Here is a 17530-nt window from a genome sequence, read left to right as displayed (position 1 = left end):
GCACGTTTCCTTCCTCGTTCCCGAGCAGAATCCCGGGAATGCGCGACACCTCCGCCCGGATGCTGGCCCTGCTCTCGCTGCTGCAGTCGCGGCCCGACTGGCCGGGCCCCGAGCTCGCCGAGCGCCTCGGCGTCAGCGTCCGGACGATCCGCCACGACGTCGCCCGCCTGCGCGAGCTCGGTTATCCGGTCGACGCGGAGACCGGGCGGGCCGGCCGGTACCGGCTCGGGGTCGGCGCCGCCCTGCCGCCGTTGCTGCTCGACGACGACGAGGCGGTGGCCGTCGCCCTCGGGCTGCGCGCCGGCAGCGGGCCGGCCGGCACCCGCGAGGCCGGGGAGCGCGCGCTCGCGAAGCTCGACCGCGTGCTGCCGCATCGCCTGCGACGCACCGTCGCCGCGCTCACCGAGGCGACCGCGCGCGGCCCCGAGAACACCGGGTCCGACGCGCCCGACCCCGAGGTGGACCCCGCGCTGCTCCGGACGGTCGCCGAGGCGATCCGGGACTCGTCGTCGCTCCGGGTCGCCGGCGACGACGGTCCGAGCCGCCTGCTCGAGCCCTACCGGCTCGTCAGCTGGGAACGGCGCTGGTACGTGGTGGTGCGGGAGCCCCACCCCGGCCGCTGGACGGTCCTGCGGGCCGACGGCCTGGCGCTGCGGACGCCGGGCGGGCCGCGCTTCACGCCCGTCGACCCGCCCGAGGACCTCACCGACCTGGTGCTGCGCGAGGTGGCCGCCGCGGGGTGGTCGGTGCACGCGCGCGTCGTGGTCGCGGCTCCGGCGTCCGAGGTGCTCGCGCGCATCAACCCCGCGGTGGGTGTGGTCGAGCCCCGCGACGCGCGGAGCTGCGTGCTCGTGACGGGCGCGGACAGCGTCGCGACGATCGCCGCCTACGTCGGCATGCTCGACCTGGACTTCCGGGTCGAGGGCCCGCCGGAGCTGGTGGACCAGCTCCGGGTGACCGGGGAGCGCTACCTGCGGGCGATCAGCTAGCCATCTCCACCACGAACCGGAACCGCACGTCGCCGCGTCCGAGCCGGTCGAGGGCCTCGCCGAGCCGGTCGGGCCCGAGGACCTCGACGTCGGCGACGATGCCGTGCTCGGCGGCGACGTCGAGCATCTCCCGGGTGGCGGGCACGCCGCCGCTGCCGGTGCCCGCGATCCGCTTCTCGCCGACGACCAGGCTCATCGGGTCGATCTGCAGACCGGCCGGCGGGATGCCGGCGAGCACGTAGGTGCCGTCGACGGCGAGGGCGCGCAGGTAGGGCGCGAGGTCGAGCGGGTGGCCGGTGGTGTCCAGGAGCAGGTCGAAACGACGGGCGTGATGGGCGAGCGCCTCGGGGTCACGGGTGAGGACGACGTCGTCGGCACCCAGGGCCTTCGCGGCGTCGGCCTTGTCCTCGCTCGTGGTCAGCGCCACCGTCTCGGCGCCCAGCGCGTGGGCGAACTTGATCGCGACGTGCCCGAGCCCGCCGACGCCGACCACGCCGACCGTCGTGCCCGGCCCGGCGCCGAAGCGGCGCAGGGGCGACCAGGTGGTGATCCCCGCGCACAGCAGGGGCGCCGCGCCCGCCGGGTCCAGGCCGGCGGGCAGGGCGTACACGAAGTACCGGTCGACGACGATCCCGGTGGAGAAGCCGCCCTGGGTGATGCCGCCCGAGACGCGGTCCTCGCCGCCGTAGGTCAGGGTCGGGAACGCCTCGCAGTCGTTCTCTCGGCCCGCGCGACACGCCGCGCAGGTGCGGCACGAGTCGACGATGTTGCCGACGGCGACGCGGTCGCCGACGGCGAGGTCGTCCACGGCGCCGCCGAGGGCCTCCACCACGCCCGTCATCTCGTGGCCCGCGACCAGCGGGAACGCGGCGGGATCGCGGCCGGCGAGGGCGTGCCGGTCGCTCGCGCAGACGCCGCAGTGGGTGACGCGGACGACGACGTCGTGCGGGCGCGGGTCGCGCCGGTCGAACGTCCACGGCTGCGGGACGGCACCCGGGGTCGCGGCGGCCCATCCGGTGACCTGGTGCATGAGCAGTCCTCCCCATCGTGACCAACCGTTTGGTTACTTCCCAACGTAGCACCCAACTGACCAGTTGGTTACTCTCGTCGCCGTGCCCAAGGACGGTGCGGCGACCCGTCGCCGCCTGCTCGACGCCGCGACCGCGGAGTTCTCGCGGTACGGCATCGCGGGCGCGCGCGTCGACCGCATCGCCGAGGCCGCGGAGGCCAACAAGGCGCAGATCTACGCGTGGTTCTCGTCCAAGGACGGCCTGTTCGACGCGGTGTTCGCCGAGCACCTCGCGCTGATCGTCGACCTCGTGCCGCTCGACGCGACCGACCTCCCGGGCTACGCGGTGCGCCTCTACGACGCCTACCTCGAGCGACCGTCGGTGATCCTGCTCGCGACGTGGGCGCGCCTGGAACGGGTCCCGACCGGCGACCTGCTGACCAGCGTCGCGCCCGACGTCGACGCCAAGCTCGCCGCCATTCGCGCCGCCCAGTCCGACGGGCTCGTCGACCCCGCCCTCGAGCCGCGCGACGTGTACTCGATGGTGATCGCGCTGTCGATGTCGTGGTCGCCCGCCGCGACGGTGTTCACGGCCGCGCCCGACGACCCCGCCGCCGACCACGAGCGTCGACGGGCGGCCCTGCACGCCGTGGCGACCCGGGCGTTCGCCCCGGCCTGACGCTCACTCGACGGGGCCGGGCAGGTCGCGGCGCCCGGGGAACAGCGTGTCCAGCCAGGGGCCGACGGCCGCGCGGATCGGCCCCTTGGCCTTGAGCGAGTGGTCGCCCCGCAGCGTCACGACCTCGCGGTGCTTGCCCGGCGACGGGACACCGAAGCGGTCGCGGTCGCCCGACACGGCGAGCACCGGGATGCCGGCGTCGTCGACGGCGTCGATCTCCGGGCCGCGGTCGGGGCGCGTGCCGTCCCGGCGTGCCGGGGCCAGGAGCGGGAACGCCAGCGTCAGCACGCCGATCGGGGTCGGCTCGGCCACGAGCGCACCCCGGCACGCGACGCGCGCGCCCGATGACCGCCCGCCGTGGACCTGCGGGGTGTCCGGGAACCGCTCGGTCAGCGCCGCGAGCACGCTCGCCCAGGCCTCGTCGAGCTGCGCGGCCGGCGGCGGCGCCTTCCGGTGCGCCACGCGGTAGGGCTGCAGGACACGGGCGACCGCGAGGAGCCCGGCCGCCTCCTGGGCCGCGACCATGTCCGGCGCCTGGATGCCGCCGCCCGCGCCGTGGCCGAGGACCAGGAGCCCGAAGCACAGGCCCGGCGTCTCGAGGACGACCCGGGCGGGCCCGTGCGGCGTCGGGACCTCGAACTCCTCGGCGGTGACGATCACTGCGTGGCCGGCACGTCGGCGTCGGTGTCGGTGTGGAGGTCGAGGTCGAGCCCCGCCTGCTCGGGCTCCTCGTGGCTCTCCTCGATCAGCTCGGGCCCGTGGTTCTGCACGTTGTTGACCTTGGTGGAGACCTGGCGCAGCTCGAAGGACGTCAACAGCTCCACCGGGGGCGGCTCGAGGAGGTCGGTCGGGTCGTCGTTGTCCGGGTCGAGCCAGTCCGGCCAGCGCTCGGCGGGGAGCACGAGCGGCATCCGGTGGTGGATCTCGGTGAGCGGGCCCGCGGCGTCGATGGTGACGACGGTGGTGCTGATCAGCGGCGCGGTGCCCTTCGGCGCGTCCTTGGCCCGCCAGGTCTCCCACAGGCCGGCGAAGGCGAGCGACCTCCCGCCCGGGAGGGTGATGAAGTACGGGACCTTGCGGCCGCCGGGCCCGTCGCGCTGCCACTCGAACCAGCCGTCGGCCGGGAGCAGGCAGCGGCGACCCTTCACCGCGCGACGGAAGGCGGGCTTGCTGGTCAGCGAGTCGGACCGCGCGTTGATCATGCGGTTGCCGATCTTCGGGTCGTCGGCCCACCCCGGCACGAGACCCCACCGCATCGCGCGCAGGCTGCGCTCCAGCCGCTGGGGGTCGGCCTTGCCGGCCGCGTCCCGCGGGTGCCGGTCGACCACGCCGACCACCGTGGTGGTGGGCGCGACGTTGTACTCGGGACCGGGCCACGCGCCGTCGGTGGCGTCGACGGCGTCGAACTCCTCGGCGAGGGTGGCGGGGTCCTTGGCCTGGCTGTAGCGGCCGCACATACCTCCATCCTGGCACCGGCCACCGACAACCCGTCGGCCGCGAGAGGATGGGCCCATGAGCGATCAGCCCTGGGCGGCACCGACGGCGGACGGGCCCGTGCGCGGCACGGTGTCGGTGCCGGGATCGAAGTCGGTCACCAACCGGGCGCTGGTGCTCGCCGCGCTGGGCACCGACGGGGTCACGCGCACGGTGCGCGGCGCCGCCCGCTCGCGGGACACGACGCTCATGGCTGGCGCCCTGGACGCGCTCGGCGCCACCGTCACCACCACCGAGGGCCGCGCCGGCACCCTCGACATCGCGATCACCGCTCCGCCCGTCTTCCGGGCCGCGCACGTCGACTGCGGCCTCGCCGGCACCGTCATGCGCTTCGTCCCGCCGCTGGCGGCCCTCGCGGACGGGCCCGTCGTGCTCGACGGCGACCCCCGGGCCCGCGAGCGGCCCATGGGCGGCATCGTCGCGGGTCTGCGCGGGCTGGGCGTCGAGGTCACGGGCGAGGCGCTGCCGCTCACCGTCGCGGGCGGTCCGCACCCGGCCGGCGGCGAGGTCACCGTCGACGCCTCGGCCTCGAGCCAGTTCGTCTCCGGCCTGCTGCTCTCCGGCGCCCGCTACGCGCGCGGGGTCACCGTCACCCACGCCGGCGAGCGCGGCGTCCCGTCCCTGCCGCACGTCGCGATGACCGTGACGATGCTGCGGGCCGCCGGGGTGACGGTGACCGAGCACCCGAGCCGCTGGCACGTCGCCCCCGGCCCGGTCACCGCACCGGCCGTGCTCGACGTGGAGCCGGACCTCTCGGGCGCCGCCGTCTACCTGGCCGCCGCCGTGGCCACGGCCGGCGAGGTGACGATCGCCGGGTGGCCCGAGGGCGACCTGCAGCCCGGGGGCGTGGTGCGCCGCGTGCTGGAGGCGTTCGGTGCCCGGGTCACCCTCGGCGCCGAGGGCCTCACGGTCCGCGGGCCGGGCCGGCTCGACGGAGTGGACGTCGACCTGCACGAGGTCAGCGAGCTCACCCCCACCGTCGCCGCCCTCGCCGCCCTCGCCGCGCGCGACGGGGCGTCGTCACGGCTGCGCGGGGTGGCCCACATCCGCGGCCACGAGACCGACCGGCTGGCCGCCCTCGTCGCGGAGCTCGGCACCGTCGGCGCGCGCGTCGCCGAGACCGAGGACGGGCTGGAGATCGCCCCGGGGCCGCTGACGGCACCCACCCGGCCCTGGCGGGCCTACGCCGACCACCGCATGGCCACCGCCGGGGCGATCGTCGGGCTCGTCGTGCCCGGCGTGACGATCGACGACGTCGCCGCCACCACCAAGACCCTCCCCGACTTCGCCGCCGACTGGCCGGAGCTCGTGGGCGCCGGGGTCGGGGTCTGAGGCCGGGAGGGTGACACCCAGCGGATCTCGGGGCGGCGGGCGGGGCTCGGCCTCGCGGCTCGACGAGTCCGACGTCCGGGTGCGCCCCGGCCGGGGCACACGCCCCCGCAGCAAGCGCCGCCCCGAGCACGCCGACGCGACGGAGGCGATGGTCGTCGGCGTCGACCGCGGACGGTGGACGTGCGCGCCCGACGAGGACCCGGAGCTCCGCGTCGTCGCCATGCGCGCCCGCGAGCTGGGGCGCACGCCCGTGGTCGTGGGCGACCGGGTGGGGCTCGTCGGCGACGTCTCCGGCGGCGAGGACGCCCTCGCCCGGATCGTCCGCGTCGCCGAGCGCACGAGCGTGCTGCGCCGCACCGCCGACGACACCGACCCCTACGAGCGGGTGGTCGTCGCCAACGCCTCGCACCTGGTGATCGTCACGGCGCTGGCGGACCCGACGCCGCGCACCGGGTTCGTCGACCGTGCCCTCGTGGCGGCCTACGCGGGCGGCCTGGAGCCGGTGCTGTGCCTGACGAAGGCCGACCTCGCCGACCCGGACGGGTTCGCCGCGAACTACGCCGCCCTCGACCTGACCGTCGTCGTCACCCGCGCCGACCGGGACCCGGCCGCGCTGCGCGAGGTCGTCGCCGGCCGGGTGTCGGCGCTCATCGGGCACTCCGGGGTCGGCAAGTCGACGCTGGTCAACGCGCTCGTGCCGGACGCCGACCGGGCCGTCGGCGAGGTCTCCGGGGTCGGGAAGGGGCGGCACACGTCGACGTCGGCGGTCGCGCTGGCGCTGCCCGATCTCTCCGGGTGGGTGATCGACACCCCCGGCATCCGGTCCTTCGGCCTCGCCCACATCGCGCCGGACGACGTCGTGGCGGCGTTCGGCGACCTGGCCGCCGCGATCGAGGAGTGCCCGCGGGGGTGCGGGCACCTCGGGCCCCCGGCGGACCCGGAGTGCGCGCTCGACGCGGAGGTCGCGGCGGGCCGCCTGTCCCCCGCCCGTCTGGAGGCCCTCCGGCGGGTCCTGGAGGCGCTGCGCACGCCGGCGTGGGAGACGTGAGCGACGACGAGGGCGGGGGGTCCACCCTCACCGTCCTGCTCGCGCTGGCGTCGAACGTGCTGGTCGGCGTGCTCAAGCTGGTCGCCGGGCTGCTCACCGGCTCGTCGGCGATGCTCGCGGAGGCCGCGCACTCCGTCGCCGACACCACCACCGAGGTCTTCCTGTTCACCGCGCTGCGCCGCTCGGGCCGGCGTCCCGACCGCAGCCACCCCTTCGGCTACGGCAAGGAGCGCTTCTTCTGGGCGATGATCGCGGCGGTCTCGGTGTTCGTCACCGGCGCCGCCTACTCGATCATCGAGGGCATCCGGACGATCCTCGAGCAGCCGCGTGACCCGGCGGAGGAGCAGTACGCCTGGGTCGCCTACGGCGTGCTGGCGCTGTCGTTCCTCATCGAGGGCACGTCGTGGCAGCAGGCGGTGCGGCAGGTGTGGCGGGAGAAGCGCGAGCTGCGGCTCTCCCTCTACCGCTACCTGCGGCTGTCCGACGACCCGACGGTCAAGAGCGTGCTGTTCGAGGACTCCGCGGCGCTGGTCGGGCTGGTGTTCGCGGCGCTCGGCGTCGGCCTGCACCAGCTGACCGGGTCGTCGGTGTGGGACGGCGTCGCGTCGATCCTCATCGGGCTGCTGCTGGTGTTCGTCGCCTACGCGCTGGGCCGCACGAACAAGAACCTGCTCATCGGGCGCTCGGCCGAGCCGCGGGTGCTGCGGGCGGTGTTCGACCACCTCGCCGACGCGCCCGAGGTCGACACCGTGGTCGACCTGCAGTCGATGCTCACCGGCACCGACTCGGTGCTGCTGTGCGCCCGCGTCGACTTCGTCGACACCCTCTCCGCGGCCGACCTCGAACGGGCCTGCGTGCGGCTCGACGACGAGCTGCACGCGCGGTTCCCGGACCTCGACCAGGTCTTCATCGAGCCCGTGCCCCGTACCGACCCGGACATGCGCGCGGCGGTGCTCGAGCGCTACGGCACGCTGCTCGCGACCTGGCAGCGGGAGCACGACGCGGGTCTCACCGGATCACGACGTCCGCCCGGTGGGCCGTCGCCGCGATGAGACGCGCGTTGGCCGCGTCGCTGCCGTCGGCACGGGCGACGGCCTCGGCATGGCTGCGGCCGTGGTGCTCGTGGCGGGCGACGAGCCGTGCCCGGCGCACCTCCTCGTCGGGGGCCACGAACCACGCCTCGTCGAGCAGCGCGCGGATGCCGTCCCACGGCGGCTCGTCGAGCAGCAGGTAGTTGCCCTCGGTGACGACGACGAGCGCGTCGGGCGGGACCTCCAGCGCCCCCGCGACGGGTTCCTCGATCTCGCGGCGGAACTCGGGCGCCCACACGGTCGTCTGCCGCGACCGCACACGGTCGAGGAAGGCGACGTAGCCCGCGGCGTCGAAGGTGTCGGGGGCGCCCTTGCGGTCGCGGCGGCCCAGGCGGTCGAGGACGGAGCCGGCGAGGTGCCAGCCGTCCATGCCCACCACCGCGACCTCCGGGCCGGCGAGCGACGCCGCGAGCGTGGACTTCCCGGCGCCCGGGCCGCCGACGATCCCGAGCAGGCGACGGCGCCCGTCGTCGCGGGCGGCCCGGAGGAGGTGGGTGATGTCCACCCGCGCATGATTGCCCACAACCGGGTACCGCTGGTGGATGGAGCTCCCCGTCCCCGCGCCCGGTCCCGACGCCGCGGTGGCGTTCGTCCGCGAGCACCTCGCCGACCTGGCCTGTGACACGCCCGCCGCGTCGCCGTCGTTCCGGGGCGGGCAGACCGCCGCCGACGCCGCCCTGGCCGCGCTCGACGTCACCGGCTACGCGGGGCGTCGCAACCAGGTCCTGCCCGAGTCGCGGCGCGGGGCCTCGCGGATGTCGCCGTACATCCGCCACCAGCTCGTCGACCTCACCGCCCTGTGGGACCACGTCGCGGACGCGCCCGCGAACGACCGCCGCAAGTACCGCGACGAGCTGGCCTGGCAGGAGTTCACCCGCCACCTCTACGGGCGGTTCGGCCGCGACGGGCAGCCGGCGCTGCGCGAGGAACTACGGGCCCGGCCGCCCTCGCCGCCCGAGCCCTGGGACGAGCCGTGGCCCCGGGACATGGCGTGCATGGACGCCACGGTCGGCGAGCTGCACACCGACGGGTGGTTGGTCAACCAGACGCGGATGTGGCTGGCGAGCCAGTGGACCGTGCGGGCCGGGGCGCGGTGGCGCGACGGCGAGGAGGTGTTCTTCACCCACCTCCTCGACGGTTCGCGGGCGGCCAACCGCCTCAACTGGCAGTGGACCACCGGCGCCGGCAACGGGAAGGCCTACGCGTTCTCGCGCTGGCAGGTGCAGAAGCGGGCGCCCTCCCTGTGCCGCGGGTGCGCGCTGCGGGACGCGTGCCCGGTGGCGTCGTGGCCCTCGGACGAGCGCACGACCCGGGTCCCGGTCTCCGAGCTGCTGCGCGCGGACCCCGATCCGTCGGTGACGGCCGGGCCCGCGCTCCCGACCGGGGACGGCGACGTCGACGCGGTGTGGCTCACGGCGGAGTCGCTGGGCGACGCCGACCCCGCCCTCGCCGCCCACCCCGGCGTGCCGGCGGTGTTCTGCTTCGACGAGCCGTTGCTGCGCCGGCTGATGCTCTCCGGCAAGCGGCTGGTCTTCCTCACCGAGACCCTTGCCGACCTCGCGACCCGGCGCCCGGTCGAGATCCGGCGGGGCCGGGTGGCCGACGAGCTCGCCGGGCGGCGCCTCGCCGTGACCTTCGCGCCGGTGCCGGGGTTCCGACGTCGCGCCGCGGAGCTCGGGCCCGCCGTCGTGCACCCCTGGCCGTGGCTCTTCCGGCCCCGCGCGGGGCGGATGCAGTCGTACACGGCGTGGCGCAAGGGGATGCCGGCACAACCGGACCGGATGCCGGCGTGACGTGCCAGGCTGAGCCATGGTGCGCGAGCAGCAGCCGTGGCTGGACGTGCCGTTCGGGGAGAAGGACGAGGCCAAGGCCGCCGGCGCACAGTGGGACTGGCGGGCCAAGCGCTGGTACGCCCCGCGGCCGGGGATGGCGGAGCTGGCCCGGTGGTTGCCGACGATCTCCGCCGAACCGTCGGACGACGTCGATCTCGCCGGGCCCACGTCCGGCTCCGAGCTCGTGCGGGCGGGCGGGCGGCCCTGGCCGGCGGGCGCCGAGGGCGAGGTGCGGCTCGCGGAGGCGTTGCACGAGCTGACCGGGGCGGCCGGCGGGACCGGCGGCGCCGGGCCTCGTCGCCCGCCCTGGCGGGTGCTGCACGCGGTGCCCACCGGCCCGGGCCGGGGCGACCTCGACCACGTCCTGCTCGGCCCGCCGGGCCTGGTCGTGATCACCACCGAGCACCACCACGGGCGCTCCGTGCGCGTCGACGGCGACCGGATGACCGTCGACCGCGAGCCGGTCGACCACGTTCCCCGAATGCGGGCGGAGGCCGAGCGCTCCGGACGCCTCCTCGGGGCCGCCCGCCGCGACGATCCCGGGGCGCCCCCGCCCGCCACGGGCGCCCTGGCCGTCGTCGCCGCGTCGGTGACCACGGTGTCGCCGCCGCGCGACGTGCTCGTCGCGACCCCGGCGGGCCTGCCCCGGCTGATCACTGCCTTGCCCGCGGTGCTGGCCGATGACGAGATCGACGAGCTGTACGCGGTGGCCCGGCGTCTGGGGACGTGGACGCGCGAGCTCTGAGCCGTCGGGGTCGGGGCAGCCAGCCACACGACCAGCTCCTCGGCCTCCGCGACCCGGGCACGCCGTCGTCGCTGCGCGAGTCGACCTCGGCACGCAGCCGCGGAGCCGTCGCACCGACGATGGCGCAGCTGGGGACCACCCCGACCACCCCGGCCGCGGAGCTCGACGGTGTGGTCGTGGTCGCCGCCCCTCGGCGACTGAGTGCTAGAAGGGCGGCGGGTCCGGGTCGTCGGCCCGGGGCGGGCGGCAATGGGCCGGCCGCGTCGGCGGCGGGCCTCCTAGGTGTGGCGCTCTCGGCGGCGTGGCTCGCGGACCGATGATCGGCCGACGAGGCGGGTACGGCTCGTTCTCCCAGATCGGGCCGTCGCCCGCGAACTGGTGGGGCTCGGCGCTCGAGGAGACGGTGAACGGCCGGGGCGCGGGGAGGTCCTCGATCACCGGCCGGGGTGGTCGGTCGTACGTGTGGCCCGTGGGGCTGGTCCAGCGGAACCACCCGGGGCGGAACTGCTCGAGGAACCAGCCCTGGTCCTTCAGGTCGTGGTCGTGACCGCAGGCGGGGCCGAGGTTCGACCCGACCGTGAGTCCGTGCTCGAGGACCGAGCGGGTGTGGTCGATCTCCGACTCGAGCGCCGAGGCCCCGCACGGTGGGAAGACGCACGAGCGGTCGCGCATCGTGATCCAGCGCCGCAACGCCGCCGACGGGAAGCGGGCGAGGGCCTCCTGCGCGCGCCGTCGTCGCCGCGCGGCCACGCGCGCCCAACCGGACTCGTCGAGGGGTTCGCGGCCGCCGGCCGGCGCTCGGCGCGGTTGAGCCGCCTGCTCCTGGGCGGCCTGCTCCTGGGCGGCCTGCTCCTGGGCGGCCTCCTCCCGGGCGGCCTGCTCCTGGGCGGCCTGCTCCTGGGCGGCCCGCTCCTCGGATTCCCGCGCCGCCCGGTCCTCGGCGCGGGCGGTGCGCCAGCAGGCGAGCTGGTGCTGCAGTTCGGTGAGCAGCGGCGCCCAGCCCGGGTGATCACCGGGGTGCAACCGGTCGAGCGCCGCCTCGGTCACGTGCAGCTCGACCACCGGCCTCGGCGCGCCCGCGACGGGCGGCTCCGGCGGCGTGGTGGTGGCGTGCGTCGGGCGGTGGCGGGTGATCAGGGCAGCGGTCAGAGCCCCGGTGTCGTCGGTGACCGCCACCCTCCACTCGGCGTCGCAGTAGGCGGCGGCGAGCTCGCGGGCCGTACCGGCCGGGATCACGCCCCAGCCGGGCAGCCGGGCCGGGCGGTCGTCGATCTGCAGCAGCGTCGCGAGTCCGACCCGCAGCTCGAACCGCGACTGCCGCGTCGGCCGCCGCCCGGACCGCGAGGCGCGCTCCGGCTCGTCCGGCGGCGCCTGGGCGGGGTCGGGGGTGCGACGGGGCTGGGGATCGTCCGGCAGGGCCGCCGCCAGCACCGCGGCGACGATCTGCTCGTCGGTGGCGCCCGCGTTGGCCGGGTGGAACACCGCCAGTACGACGTCGGCACGGATCGTCTCGATGAGTCCCGTCCGACCGGCGGCTTGGGCGCGGGCGGCGAGGGCATTGACCCGGCGCGTGAACGCGACCCCGCCGGGCAGGGGGAGGTCCATCGCCGAGAGGTTGACCGTGCCGGCCCCGGTGCAGCGCGCCCGCACCCGGCGCTGGCGGCGGTGCTTGCGGTACAGGTTCTCCGCCCAGTCTGAGTCGAGGGCCTTGGCGAGCGCCTGCGCCCGGTCGATCAACCGCGACGGGGTGAGCCCGCCCGCCTCGTCGACCAGCGCGTCGATCACCTCGGCGGCGTGCTCGCCGGAGAGCCCCGAGGTCTGGCGCACCAGGATCGCCACCCGCTGCTCGTCGATCAGCCCCGCCCGCCACGCCGCCCCGAGCCGCGGGTGGCGCTCCGCGGCCTCGGCCAGGTCGAGCATCCGTGCGACCGCCGTGCGCGACGCCGACAGCACCACCCTCAGCTCGTCACCGGCCGCCTCGACGTCGATCTCGGCCCTCCCGCCGGGCTCCGAGGGGTCGGCCAGCGACGCCTCGCGGGCGGCGAGATGGAAGCACGCCTGCTGATGGGCCAGCTGGCGCCGCTGGGCCGTCACCAGGCGCACCGTGTCGTGGGGCGACACCCGCATCGGGTCGATCTGCTCGAGCACAGCGGCCAGCCCGGCACCGGCGGGCAGCTCCTCGAGCCCCGCCGGCACCACCTGGAAGCCATCATCGAACACGTGTTCGATGATACCGCCCACCCCCGACACCGCGGGTGCGTTCGCCCAGATCTGAAGTGCCGACTTGTCCGGCTACCGGGATCGAGAGGCAGTTGATCTACGGCCACGAGCCACCGTGTCATCGACGCAGCCGCCAGCGTCGCGCTGCTGTTCCGAGACGCCAACCCGGTCGCGCCGGAGGCCTGACCACAGTGCTGGCGATGGTCGACGAGTGGCGCGGCAACCTCGACGCCCAGTGCACCCGCTCGGTCGACCAGCTCCACGCCCTGCTCCGGGGCCTCGTGCCCGGCGGAGTCCGCACCGACCCTCACCGCAGCGGCCGCGGCCACGCTGGCCGGTACGGTCGAGACCGCCCGCCCGGTCGAGGTCGCCAGCGCGGTCGGACTGGAAGGGGGCACCGCGCCGGCGGGCGGCGTCCACCCCTTTGGCCGGGCCGCTGACGGCGAGCGCCACCAGGACACCGGCCGACGCCGGCACCAGCCCGAGACCGTAGGCCGCGCGACGCCCGACCAAGCCGCGGAGGCGACCGTCGCGGGGCGTCGGTCGGGTGGTCGTCGCGGCGCTGCTCATGTCCCGGAACGGTAGGAGCTACCCCCGACACCGCGGATCGCCACGAGGGACCAGATCCCGTCTCCCCCGCAGGTATGACCCCGGAGGTCGCTCAAAGCAGCTCGAGCACGAACGGCAGCTCCTGCACGCCGTACCAGGCGAGCTCGTGGTCCTCGGCCTCGCCGAGGGTGAACTCCGCGTCCGGGTCTCCCAGGTCCGCCGCGTCGACCACCGCCGCCGCGGCCCGCACGGCCTCGCCGGCCTCCTCGAGGTCGAGGTGCACGGCCGCGAGGCGCGCCATGGGGATCGGCCCCCCGACGCGCACGACGGCGTCGTCGAGGTCGGGGCGCAGTGTCACGTCGTCGACGTCCGCGCTGACCACGGCCCGGCGGGGCGACGCCGACGGGTCCTCGGCGAGCTCGGTCGCGAGCAGCCGCAACGACGCCCGCGCGGCCTCGCTCATGGCGACGTACTCGAGCTCCTCGTCGTCCCCGGACGCGTAGGCCTCCCGCAGGCGCGGGGTGAGAGCGAAGGCCGTGCCCGACAGCGGCTGCAGCTGCTCGGCCTCGAGCAGGCGCCGCAGCCCGGCGACCGTGGCCGGCACGTAGATCCTCACCGCTCCCCCGTCCTCTCGCGCACCCACCGCGCCGCGGTCGTCCGCAGGGCGACCTGCGCGACCTCGGCCTGCTTGCGGGGGTCCATCACGTTCCAGCCGGTCACGGCACGGTCCTCCTCGTCGGGGGCGTGCTCCGTCACCGCGATCCCGGCGGCCCGCAGCCGCTCGGTCTCCCCGGAGGAACGCCCGCCGATCAGCCCGCGCAGCCAGCCGTCGGTGGCCCCGACGGGATTCGACCACACCGCCGGCGCGGCCCCCGTCCGGGCCAGGGGGACGAGCACGAGCGCCTCGTCGACGCGGGGCAGGTCGGCGTCGAGCAGGAGGTCGGCGGACGTCGCCGAGCACACCCCGCCGTCGACGTAGCGGCGTCCCGCGATCCGCACCGGCGAGAACCAGCCCGGGACCGCGCACGACGCCGTCGCCGCCTCCGCCATCGACGCGGGCGGCGCCCCGGTCCGCCCGAACGGCACGCGGGCGCCGCTGTCGTAGTCCATCGCCACGATCCGCACCTGCGGCGCCTCCGGCCACTGCTCCCGCGCCCACTTCGCGGCCCACCGACGCAGTCCGGTGGTGTCGCCACGTCCCGTCGGCAGCAGCGCCGCCCCGAACGCCAGCGGCGGGAACCGGCGCGGGTTGCGCGCGATCTCGCCCAGCAGCCGCAACGACCCGGGCCCGACGCGCGGCAGCGGCGGCAGGCCGCGGCGTGCCGTCGACTGCGGTGCCCCCTTCGGCCGGGCCGGTGCGGGCGGGGGGTCGAGCAGCTGGGCGAGCATGTCCGACACCGGCACGCCGCTCGCCAGGGCCGCCGCCACCACCGAGCCCGCCGACGTCCCGACCAGCACGTCCGCCTCGCGCGCGTCGCGACCGGTCTCCTGCTCCCAGGTCGTCAGGGCGGCGACCATCCAGGCGTAGCCCAGCTGGCCGCCGGTGCCGAGGACGATGCCCAGGCTCACCGCAGGCCCCTCACCGCGGCACCGTCGCCCGCAGCTCGGCCAGCGACTCGGTGACCAGCTCGCCCAGCTCGTCGACGTCGGCCATCGAGTCGCGGTCGGCGTTGAAGCCGTAGAACACCCCGCCGTCGTACGACGTCAGCCCCACCGCCAGGGACTGCCCCTTCGCGAGCGGCACCACCGGGTACATCTCGAGCATCCGCGCCCCCGCCGCGTACAGCGCGTGCTGCGGACCCGGGACGTTGGAGACGACGAGGTTGAACAGCCGCCGCGCGACGCCGTTGGCGGCCCGCGCGCCCAGCGCGTGCAGCGTCGGCGGCGCGAACCCGCCGACGCGGACCAGCGCGTTCGCCCCGACCGACTGCCCCGACTCGCGGTGCTCCCGCATCGCGTGCGCCACGTGGTGCATCCGCAGCACCGCGTTCGGTTCCCCGACGGGCAGGTCGACGAGGAACGACGCGATCTGGTTGCCGAGCAGCCCGGCCCCGGCGATCGACCCCGTGGTCTCGGCGTCCCCGCGCACCGACAGGGGCACCATCGCGCGCATCGTCGTCGTCGGCGACACCGTCGCCCCGCGGGAGAGCAGCCAGTTGCGCAGCGCTCCCGAGATGACGGCCAGCACGACGTCGTTGATCGTGCCGCCGTGGGCGCGGCGCACCGCGCGGTAGTCCTCGAGGTCCGTGCGGGTCATCGAGAAGCGACGCTGGGTGGAGATCGGGACGTTGAGGGGGCTGACGGGTGCCGGGCGCACCGCCGTCCGCACCGCCGAGAACAAGCCCCCGGCGACGCCCGCGACCTTGGTGACGGTGTCCGCCGCGTCCCGCACCGCGTCCCGGGCCGCCTCGACGGCGTTGCCGGGGCGCGAGACGTTCTCGCTCATCGCGTCGTAGATCAGCCGCCACGGGGACGGCTCGCGCCGGGCGACCCACTCGTCCTCGGGGGTCGGGCGGCCGGTCGCGGTGTCGTCCAGCACGACCTGGCCGATGTCGATCGACGCGACCCCGTCGACCATGGCCTGGTGGGTCTTGGTCACGAGCGCCACCCGGCCCCCCGACAGCCCGTCGACGAGGTACATCTCCCACAACGGCCGGGTGTGGTCGAGCGGGCGCGACATCAGGCGGGCGACCAGGTCGCACAGCGCCCGGTCGGTGCCCGGAGGCGGCAGCGCGGAGCGCCGCACGTGGTAGGTGACGTCGAAGTCCGTGTCGTCGATCCACACCGGCCGGGCCATGCGGCCGGGGACCTCGCGGATCTTCTGCCGGTAGCGCGGCACCAGCCCGATCCGGCTCGAGATGAGCTCGACGAGGCCGTCGTAGTCGAACCCGGACCGTGGCTTGCGGAAGATGGACACGCTCCCGACGTGCATCGGCGTCGTCGGTTGATCCATGTAGAGGAAGGAGGCGTCCAGCGCCGACAGGCGGTCCGGCATGGGCGCGATCGTCGCACAGCGCCGCAGCCGCGGCCGGGGGTCGGGGCGTCTGCCAGGCTGGTCGTGATGTCGCCCTCATCGCGTTCACGCCCCGTCTCACCGAAGGACGCCTTCGTGACGGTCTACGGGCGCAAGCCCGTGCTCGAGGCGCTCGGCGACCCGGCGCTGGAGGTCGACAAGGTCGTGCTCGCCGAGGGTGCCGACCGCGACGCCGTGCGCACCTTCACCGACGCCGCCCGCGCGCGGGGCCTGGTGCTGCAGCGGGCGTCGGCGCAGCGCGTGAAGGTCCTCGCGGGCAACGGGCGCCAGGACCAGGGCGTGCTCGCCGACGTCGTCGCACCTCGCATGCGGCCCGTGGAGCACTTCCTCGAGGACCTCGCGGGCCATCCCTCCGCCACGGCCCGGGTGCTCGTGCTGGACGGGCTGACCAACCCCGCGAACGTCGGCATGATCCTGCGCTCGGCCACCGGCGCCGGCCTCGAGGGCGTCCTGCTGCCGCGGCGGGGCGTCCCGGCGATCGACCCGCTGGTGATCAAGGCCTCGGCGGGCGTCGCCTTCCACGCGCCGGTGCTGCGCGCCCGCACCGCCGCCGACGGCCTCGCTGCCCTCGCCGAGGCGGGGTTCGTGCTGCTCGGGCTGGACGGGCCGGCCCGCATGTCCCTGTTCGACGCCGAGCTGCCCGAACGCGTGGCGCTGGTCGTGGGCGGGGAGACCGACGGGCTCACCGACGACGTCCGCGCCGAGCTGCACGGCACCGTGACGATCCCCCTCGCCGACGGGGTCGAGTCGCTCAACGCCGCCGTCGCCGCCTCGGTCGCCTGCTTCGAGCTGGCCCGGCGACGCGGCTGAGCGGAGTTCGCCGAAGCGGCCCCGAGAGGCCCGGCGGCGTGCCTACGCTGACCGCCGTCCCGCGGACCGGCCTCCTCCCCCGGCCCCGCTCGTCGCGCCCTGCCGGGAGGACCCGAGTGACCGTCACCATCTTTGCCGCCCTGCCGACGGCCACGCCGGCGCGTGCCCGACGGGTGGGCGCGGCGCCCGTCCCCCGGGTGCGTCCGCTCGACGAGGTGCTGGCCGCAGGTCCCGCGCACGACGACGGGCCCGCGGACGACGGGTCGGTGCCGGTGCGGCGCGTGCAGGACGAGCTCGACCGGCTCGCCGCCGCCCTGCGCCCGGTGGCGGCGCGCCTGCTCACCGCGGTCGGCGACGTCCTGGCGGGGCGGCGCCCGGCGCGGCATCTCGGCACGCTCCTGGCCCCGGACGCCCTGGCCGCGCTCGTCCGGGCGGCGCCGGGGCCGGCCGCCGTCCGCGCCGGGACGTCACGGGCGCCCAGTGCCGGTGGTGCCGGTGGTGCCGTGCGCGGGCTCCGGGTGTGCGCCGTGGGGCTCCGGGCGGTCGAGGTGGCCGCCGTGGTCCCCGGGCACGACCGCGTCCGGGCGGTCGCCGCGCGCCTCGAGCGCGCTGACGACGGTCCCGCCGACCCCGGGCGGTGGCACCTGGTGGTGCTCCGCCTGGGGTGAGCCGCCCGGACCGATCAGCCCGGACCGATC

Annotated in this window: 17 protein-coding genes; 9 read left to right on the top strand and 8 right to left on the bottom strand. The window is 76.1% G+C overall.

The features are described from left to right. The first annotated feature begins 38 nt into the window (after positions 1-38). Positions 39-989 (top strand): helix-turn-helix transcriptional regulator, encoded by a 951-nt coding sequence (locus WCD41_RS03040; protein WP_337711895.1) that lies wholly within the window; start codon positions 39-41, stop codon positions 987-989. Here WCD41_RS03040 and WCD41_RS03035 read toward each other — a convergent pair. Next, positions 982-2019: an NAD(P)-dependent alcohol dehydrogenase gene (locus tag WCD41_RS03035; RefSeq protein ID WP_337711894.1), complete on the bottom strand. Its 1038-nt coding sequence runs from the start codon at positions 2017-2019 to the stop codon at positions 982-984. The two genes, WCD41_RS03040 and WCD41_RS03035, sit on opposite strands and share 8 nt — an antisense overlap. 82 nt (positions 2020-2101) lie before the next feature. Between WCD41_RS03035 and WCD41_RS03030 the strand changes: the two genes are divergently transcribed. Then, complete coding sequence (locus WCD41_RS03030) at positions 2102-2677, top strand: TetR/AcrR family transcriptional regulator (RefSeq protein ID WP_337711893.1); 576 nt, start codon at positions 2102-2104, stop codon at positions 2675-2677. 3 nt (positions 2678-2680) lie between these two features. Here the strand turns inward: WCD41_RS03030 and WCD41_RS03025 are convergent, their stop codons facing one another. Both WCD41_RS03025 and WCD41_RS03020 read right to left on the bottom strand, forming a co-directional pair. Further along, positions 2681-3337: an alpha/beta hydrolase family protein gene (locus WCD41_RS03025; RefSeq protein ID WP_337711892.1), complete on the bottom strand. Its 657-nt coding sequence runs from the start codon at positions 3335-3337 to the stop codon at positions 2681-2683. Then, positions 3334-4134: an SOS response-associated peptidase gene (locus WCD41_RS03020; RefSeq protein ID WP_337711891.1), complete on the bottom strand. Its 801-nt coding sequence runs from the start codon at positions 4132-4134 to the stop codon at positions 3334-3336. Before WCD41_RS03020 ends, WCD41_RS03025 begins: the two co-directional genes overlap by 4 nt. A 55-nt stretch (positions 4135-4189) precedes the next feature. On the opposite strand from WCD41_RS03020, the gene aroA reads away from it, so the two are divergent. Genes aroA through WCD41_RS03005 form a run of 3 tightly spaced genes read left to right on the top strand, consistent with a single transcriptional unit; the run spans position 4190 to position 7603 of the window. Beyond that, a complete protein-coding gene (aroA, locus tag WCD41_RS03015; protein ID WP_337711890.1) occupies positions 4190-5503 on the top strand; it encodes a 3-phosphoshikimate 1-carboxyvinyltransferase in 1314 nt (437 codons plus the stop codon). Between the two features lie 10 nt (positions 5504-5513). Next, on the top strand, positions 5514-6551 hold the full coding sequence (gene rsgA, locus WCD41_RS03010) for a ribosome small subunit-dependent GTPase A (protein ID WP_337711889.1): 1038 nt from the start codon (positions 5514-5516) through the stop codon (positions 6549-6551). Then, a complete protein-coding gene (locus tag WCD41_RS03005) occupies positions 6548-7603 on the top strand; it encodes a cation diffusion facilitator family transporter (RefSeq protein ID WP_337711888.1) in 1056 nt (351 codons plus the stop codon). Before rsgA ends, WCD41_RS03005 begins: the two co-directional genes overlap by 4 nt. Here WCD41_RS03005 and WCD41_RS03000 read toward each other — a convergent pair. Continuing rightward, on the bottom strand, positions 7560-8147 hold the full coding sequence (locus tag WCD41_RS03000) for a nucleoside/nucleotide kinase family protein (RefSeq protein WP_337711887.1): 588 nt from the start codon (positions 8145-8147) through the stop codon (positions 7560-7562). The two genes, WCD41_RS03005 and WCD41_RS03000, sit on opposite strands and share 44 nt — an antisense overlap. A gap of 37 nt (positions 8148-8184) precedes the next feature. On the opposite strand from WCD41_RS03000, the gene WCD41_RS02995 reads away from it, so the two are divergent. Further along, positions 8185-9435, top strand: a complete 1251-nt coding sequence (locus WCD41_RS02995) for an FAD-binding domain-containing protein (RefSeq protein WP_337711886.1) — start codon at positions 8185-8187, stop codon at positions 9433-9435. Positions 9436-9451: 16 nt separating this feature from the next. Next, positions 9452-10219, top strand: coding sequence for a DUF5710 domain-containing protein (locus WCD41_RS02990; RefSeq protein ID WP_337711885.1), 768 nt, complete (start codon positions 9452-9454; stop codon positions 10217-10219). A 204-nt stretch (positions 10220-10423) separates the two neighbouring features. On the opposite strand, the gene WCD41_RS02985 is transcribed toward WCD41_RS02990, so the two are convergent. The 4 genes from WCD41_RS02985 to WCD41_RS02970 all read right to left on the bottom strand — a co-directional run bounded on the left by WCD41_RS02985 (position 10424) and on the right by WCD41_RS02970 (position 15983). Beyond that, entirely contained in the window at positions 10424-12439 is a 2016-nt protein-coding gene (locus WCD41_RS02985) for an HNH endonuclease signature motif containing protein (protein WP_337711884.1), read from the bottom strand. A 661-nt stretch (positions 12440-13100) separates the two neighbouring features. Beyond that, positions 13101-13604 carry a DUF6912 family protein gene (locus WCD41_RS02980; protein ID WP_337711883.1) on the bottom strand — a complete coding sequence of 168 codons (504 nt, stop codon included), beginning with the start codon at positions 13602-13604 and terminating at the stop codon, positions 13101-13103. Continuing rightward, positions 13601-14557 (bottom strand): patatin-like phospholipase family protein, encoded by a 957-nt coding sequence (locus WCD41_RS02975; RefSeq protein WP_337711882.1) that lies wholly within the window; start codon positions 14555-14557, stop codon positions 13601-13603. The genes WCD41_RS02980 and WCD41_RS02975 overlap by 4 nt, the downstream gene beginning before the upstream one ends. Before the next feature lie 10 nt (positions 14558-14567). Then, positions 14568-15983, bottom strand: a complete 1416-nt coding sequence (locus tag WCD41_RS02970) for a WS/DGAT/MGAT family O-acyltransferase (RefSeq protein ID WP_337711881.1) — start codon at positions 15981-15983, stop codon at positions 14568-14570. A gap of 66 nt (positions 15984-16049) precedes the next feature. Here WCD41_RS02970 and WCD41_RS02965 point away from each other — a divergent pair, with 66 nt between their 5' ends. Both WCD41_RS02965 and WCD41_RS02960 read left to right on the top strand, forming a co-directional pair. Then, entirely contained in the window at positions 16050-16832 is a 783-nt protein-coding gene (locus tag WCD41_RS02965) for a TrmH family RNA methyltransferase (protein WP_337711880.1), read from the top strand. Positions 16833-16948: 116 nt separating this feature from the next. Beyond that, the gene (locus tag WCD41_RS02960) at positions 16949-17500 is read left to right on the top strand and encodes an Rv3235 family protein (RefSeq protein WP_337711879.1); all 552 of its coding nucleotides are present in this window, start codon (positions 16949-16951) and stop codon (positions 17498-17500) included. The last annotated feature ends 30 nt before the right edge of the window (positions 17501-17530 follow it).

This window comes from Actinomycetospora aeridis (assembly GCF_037400275.1).
Taxonomy (GTDB): domain Bacteria; phylum Actinomycetota; class Actinomycetes; order Mycobacteriales; family Pseudonocardiaceae; genus Actinomycetospora; species Actinomycetospora aeridis.
This window is presented reverse-complemented; position numbering and strand designations above follow the sequence as displayed.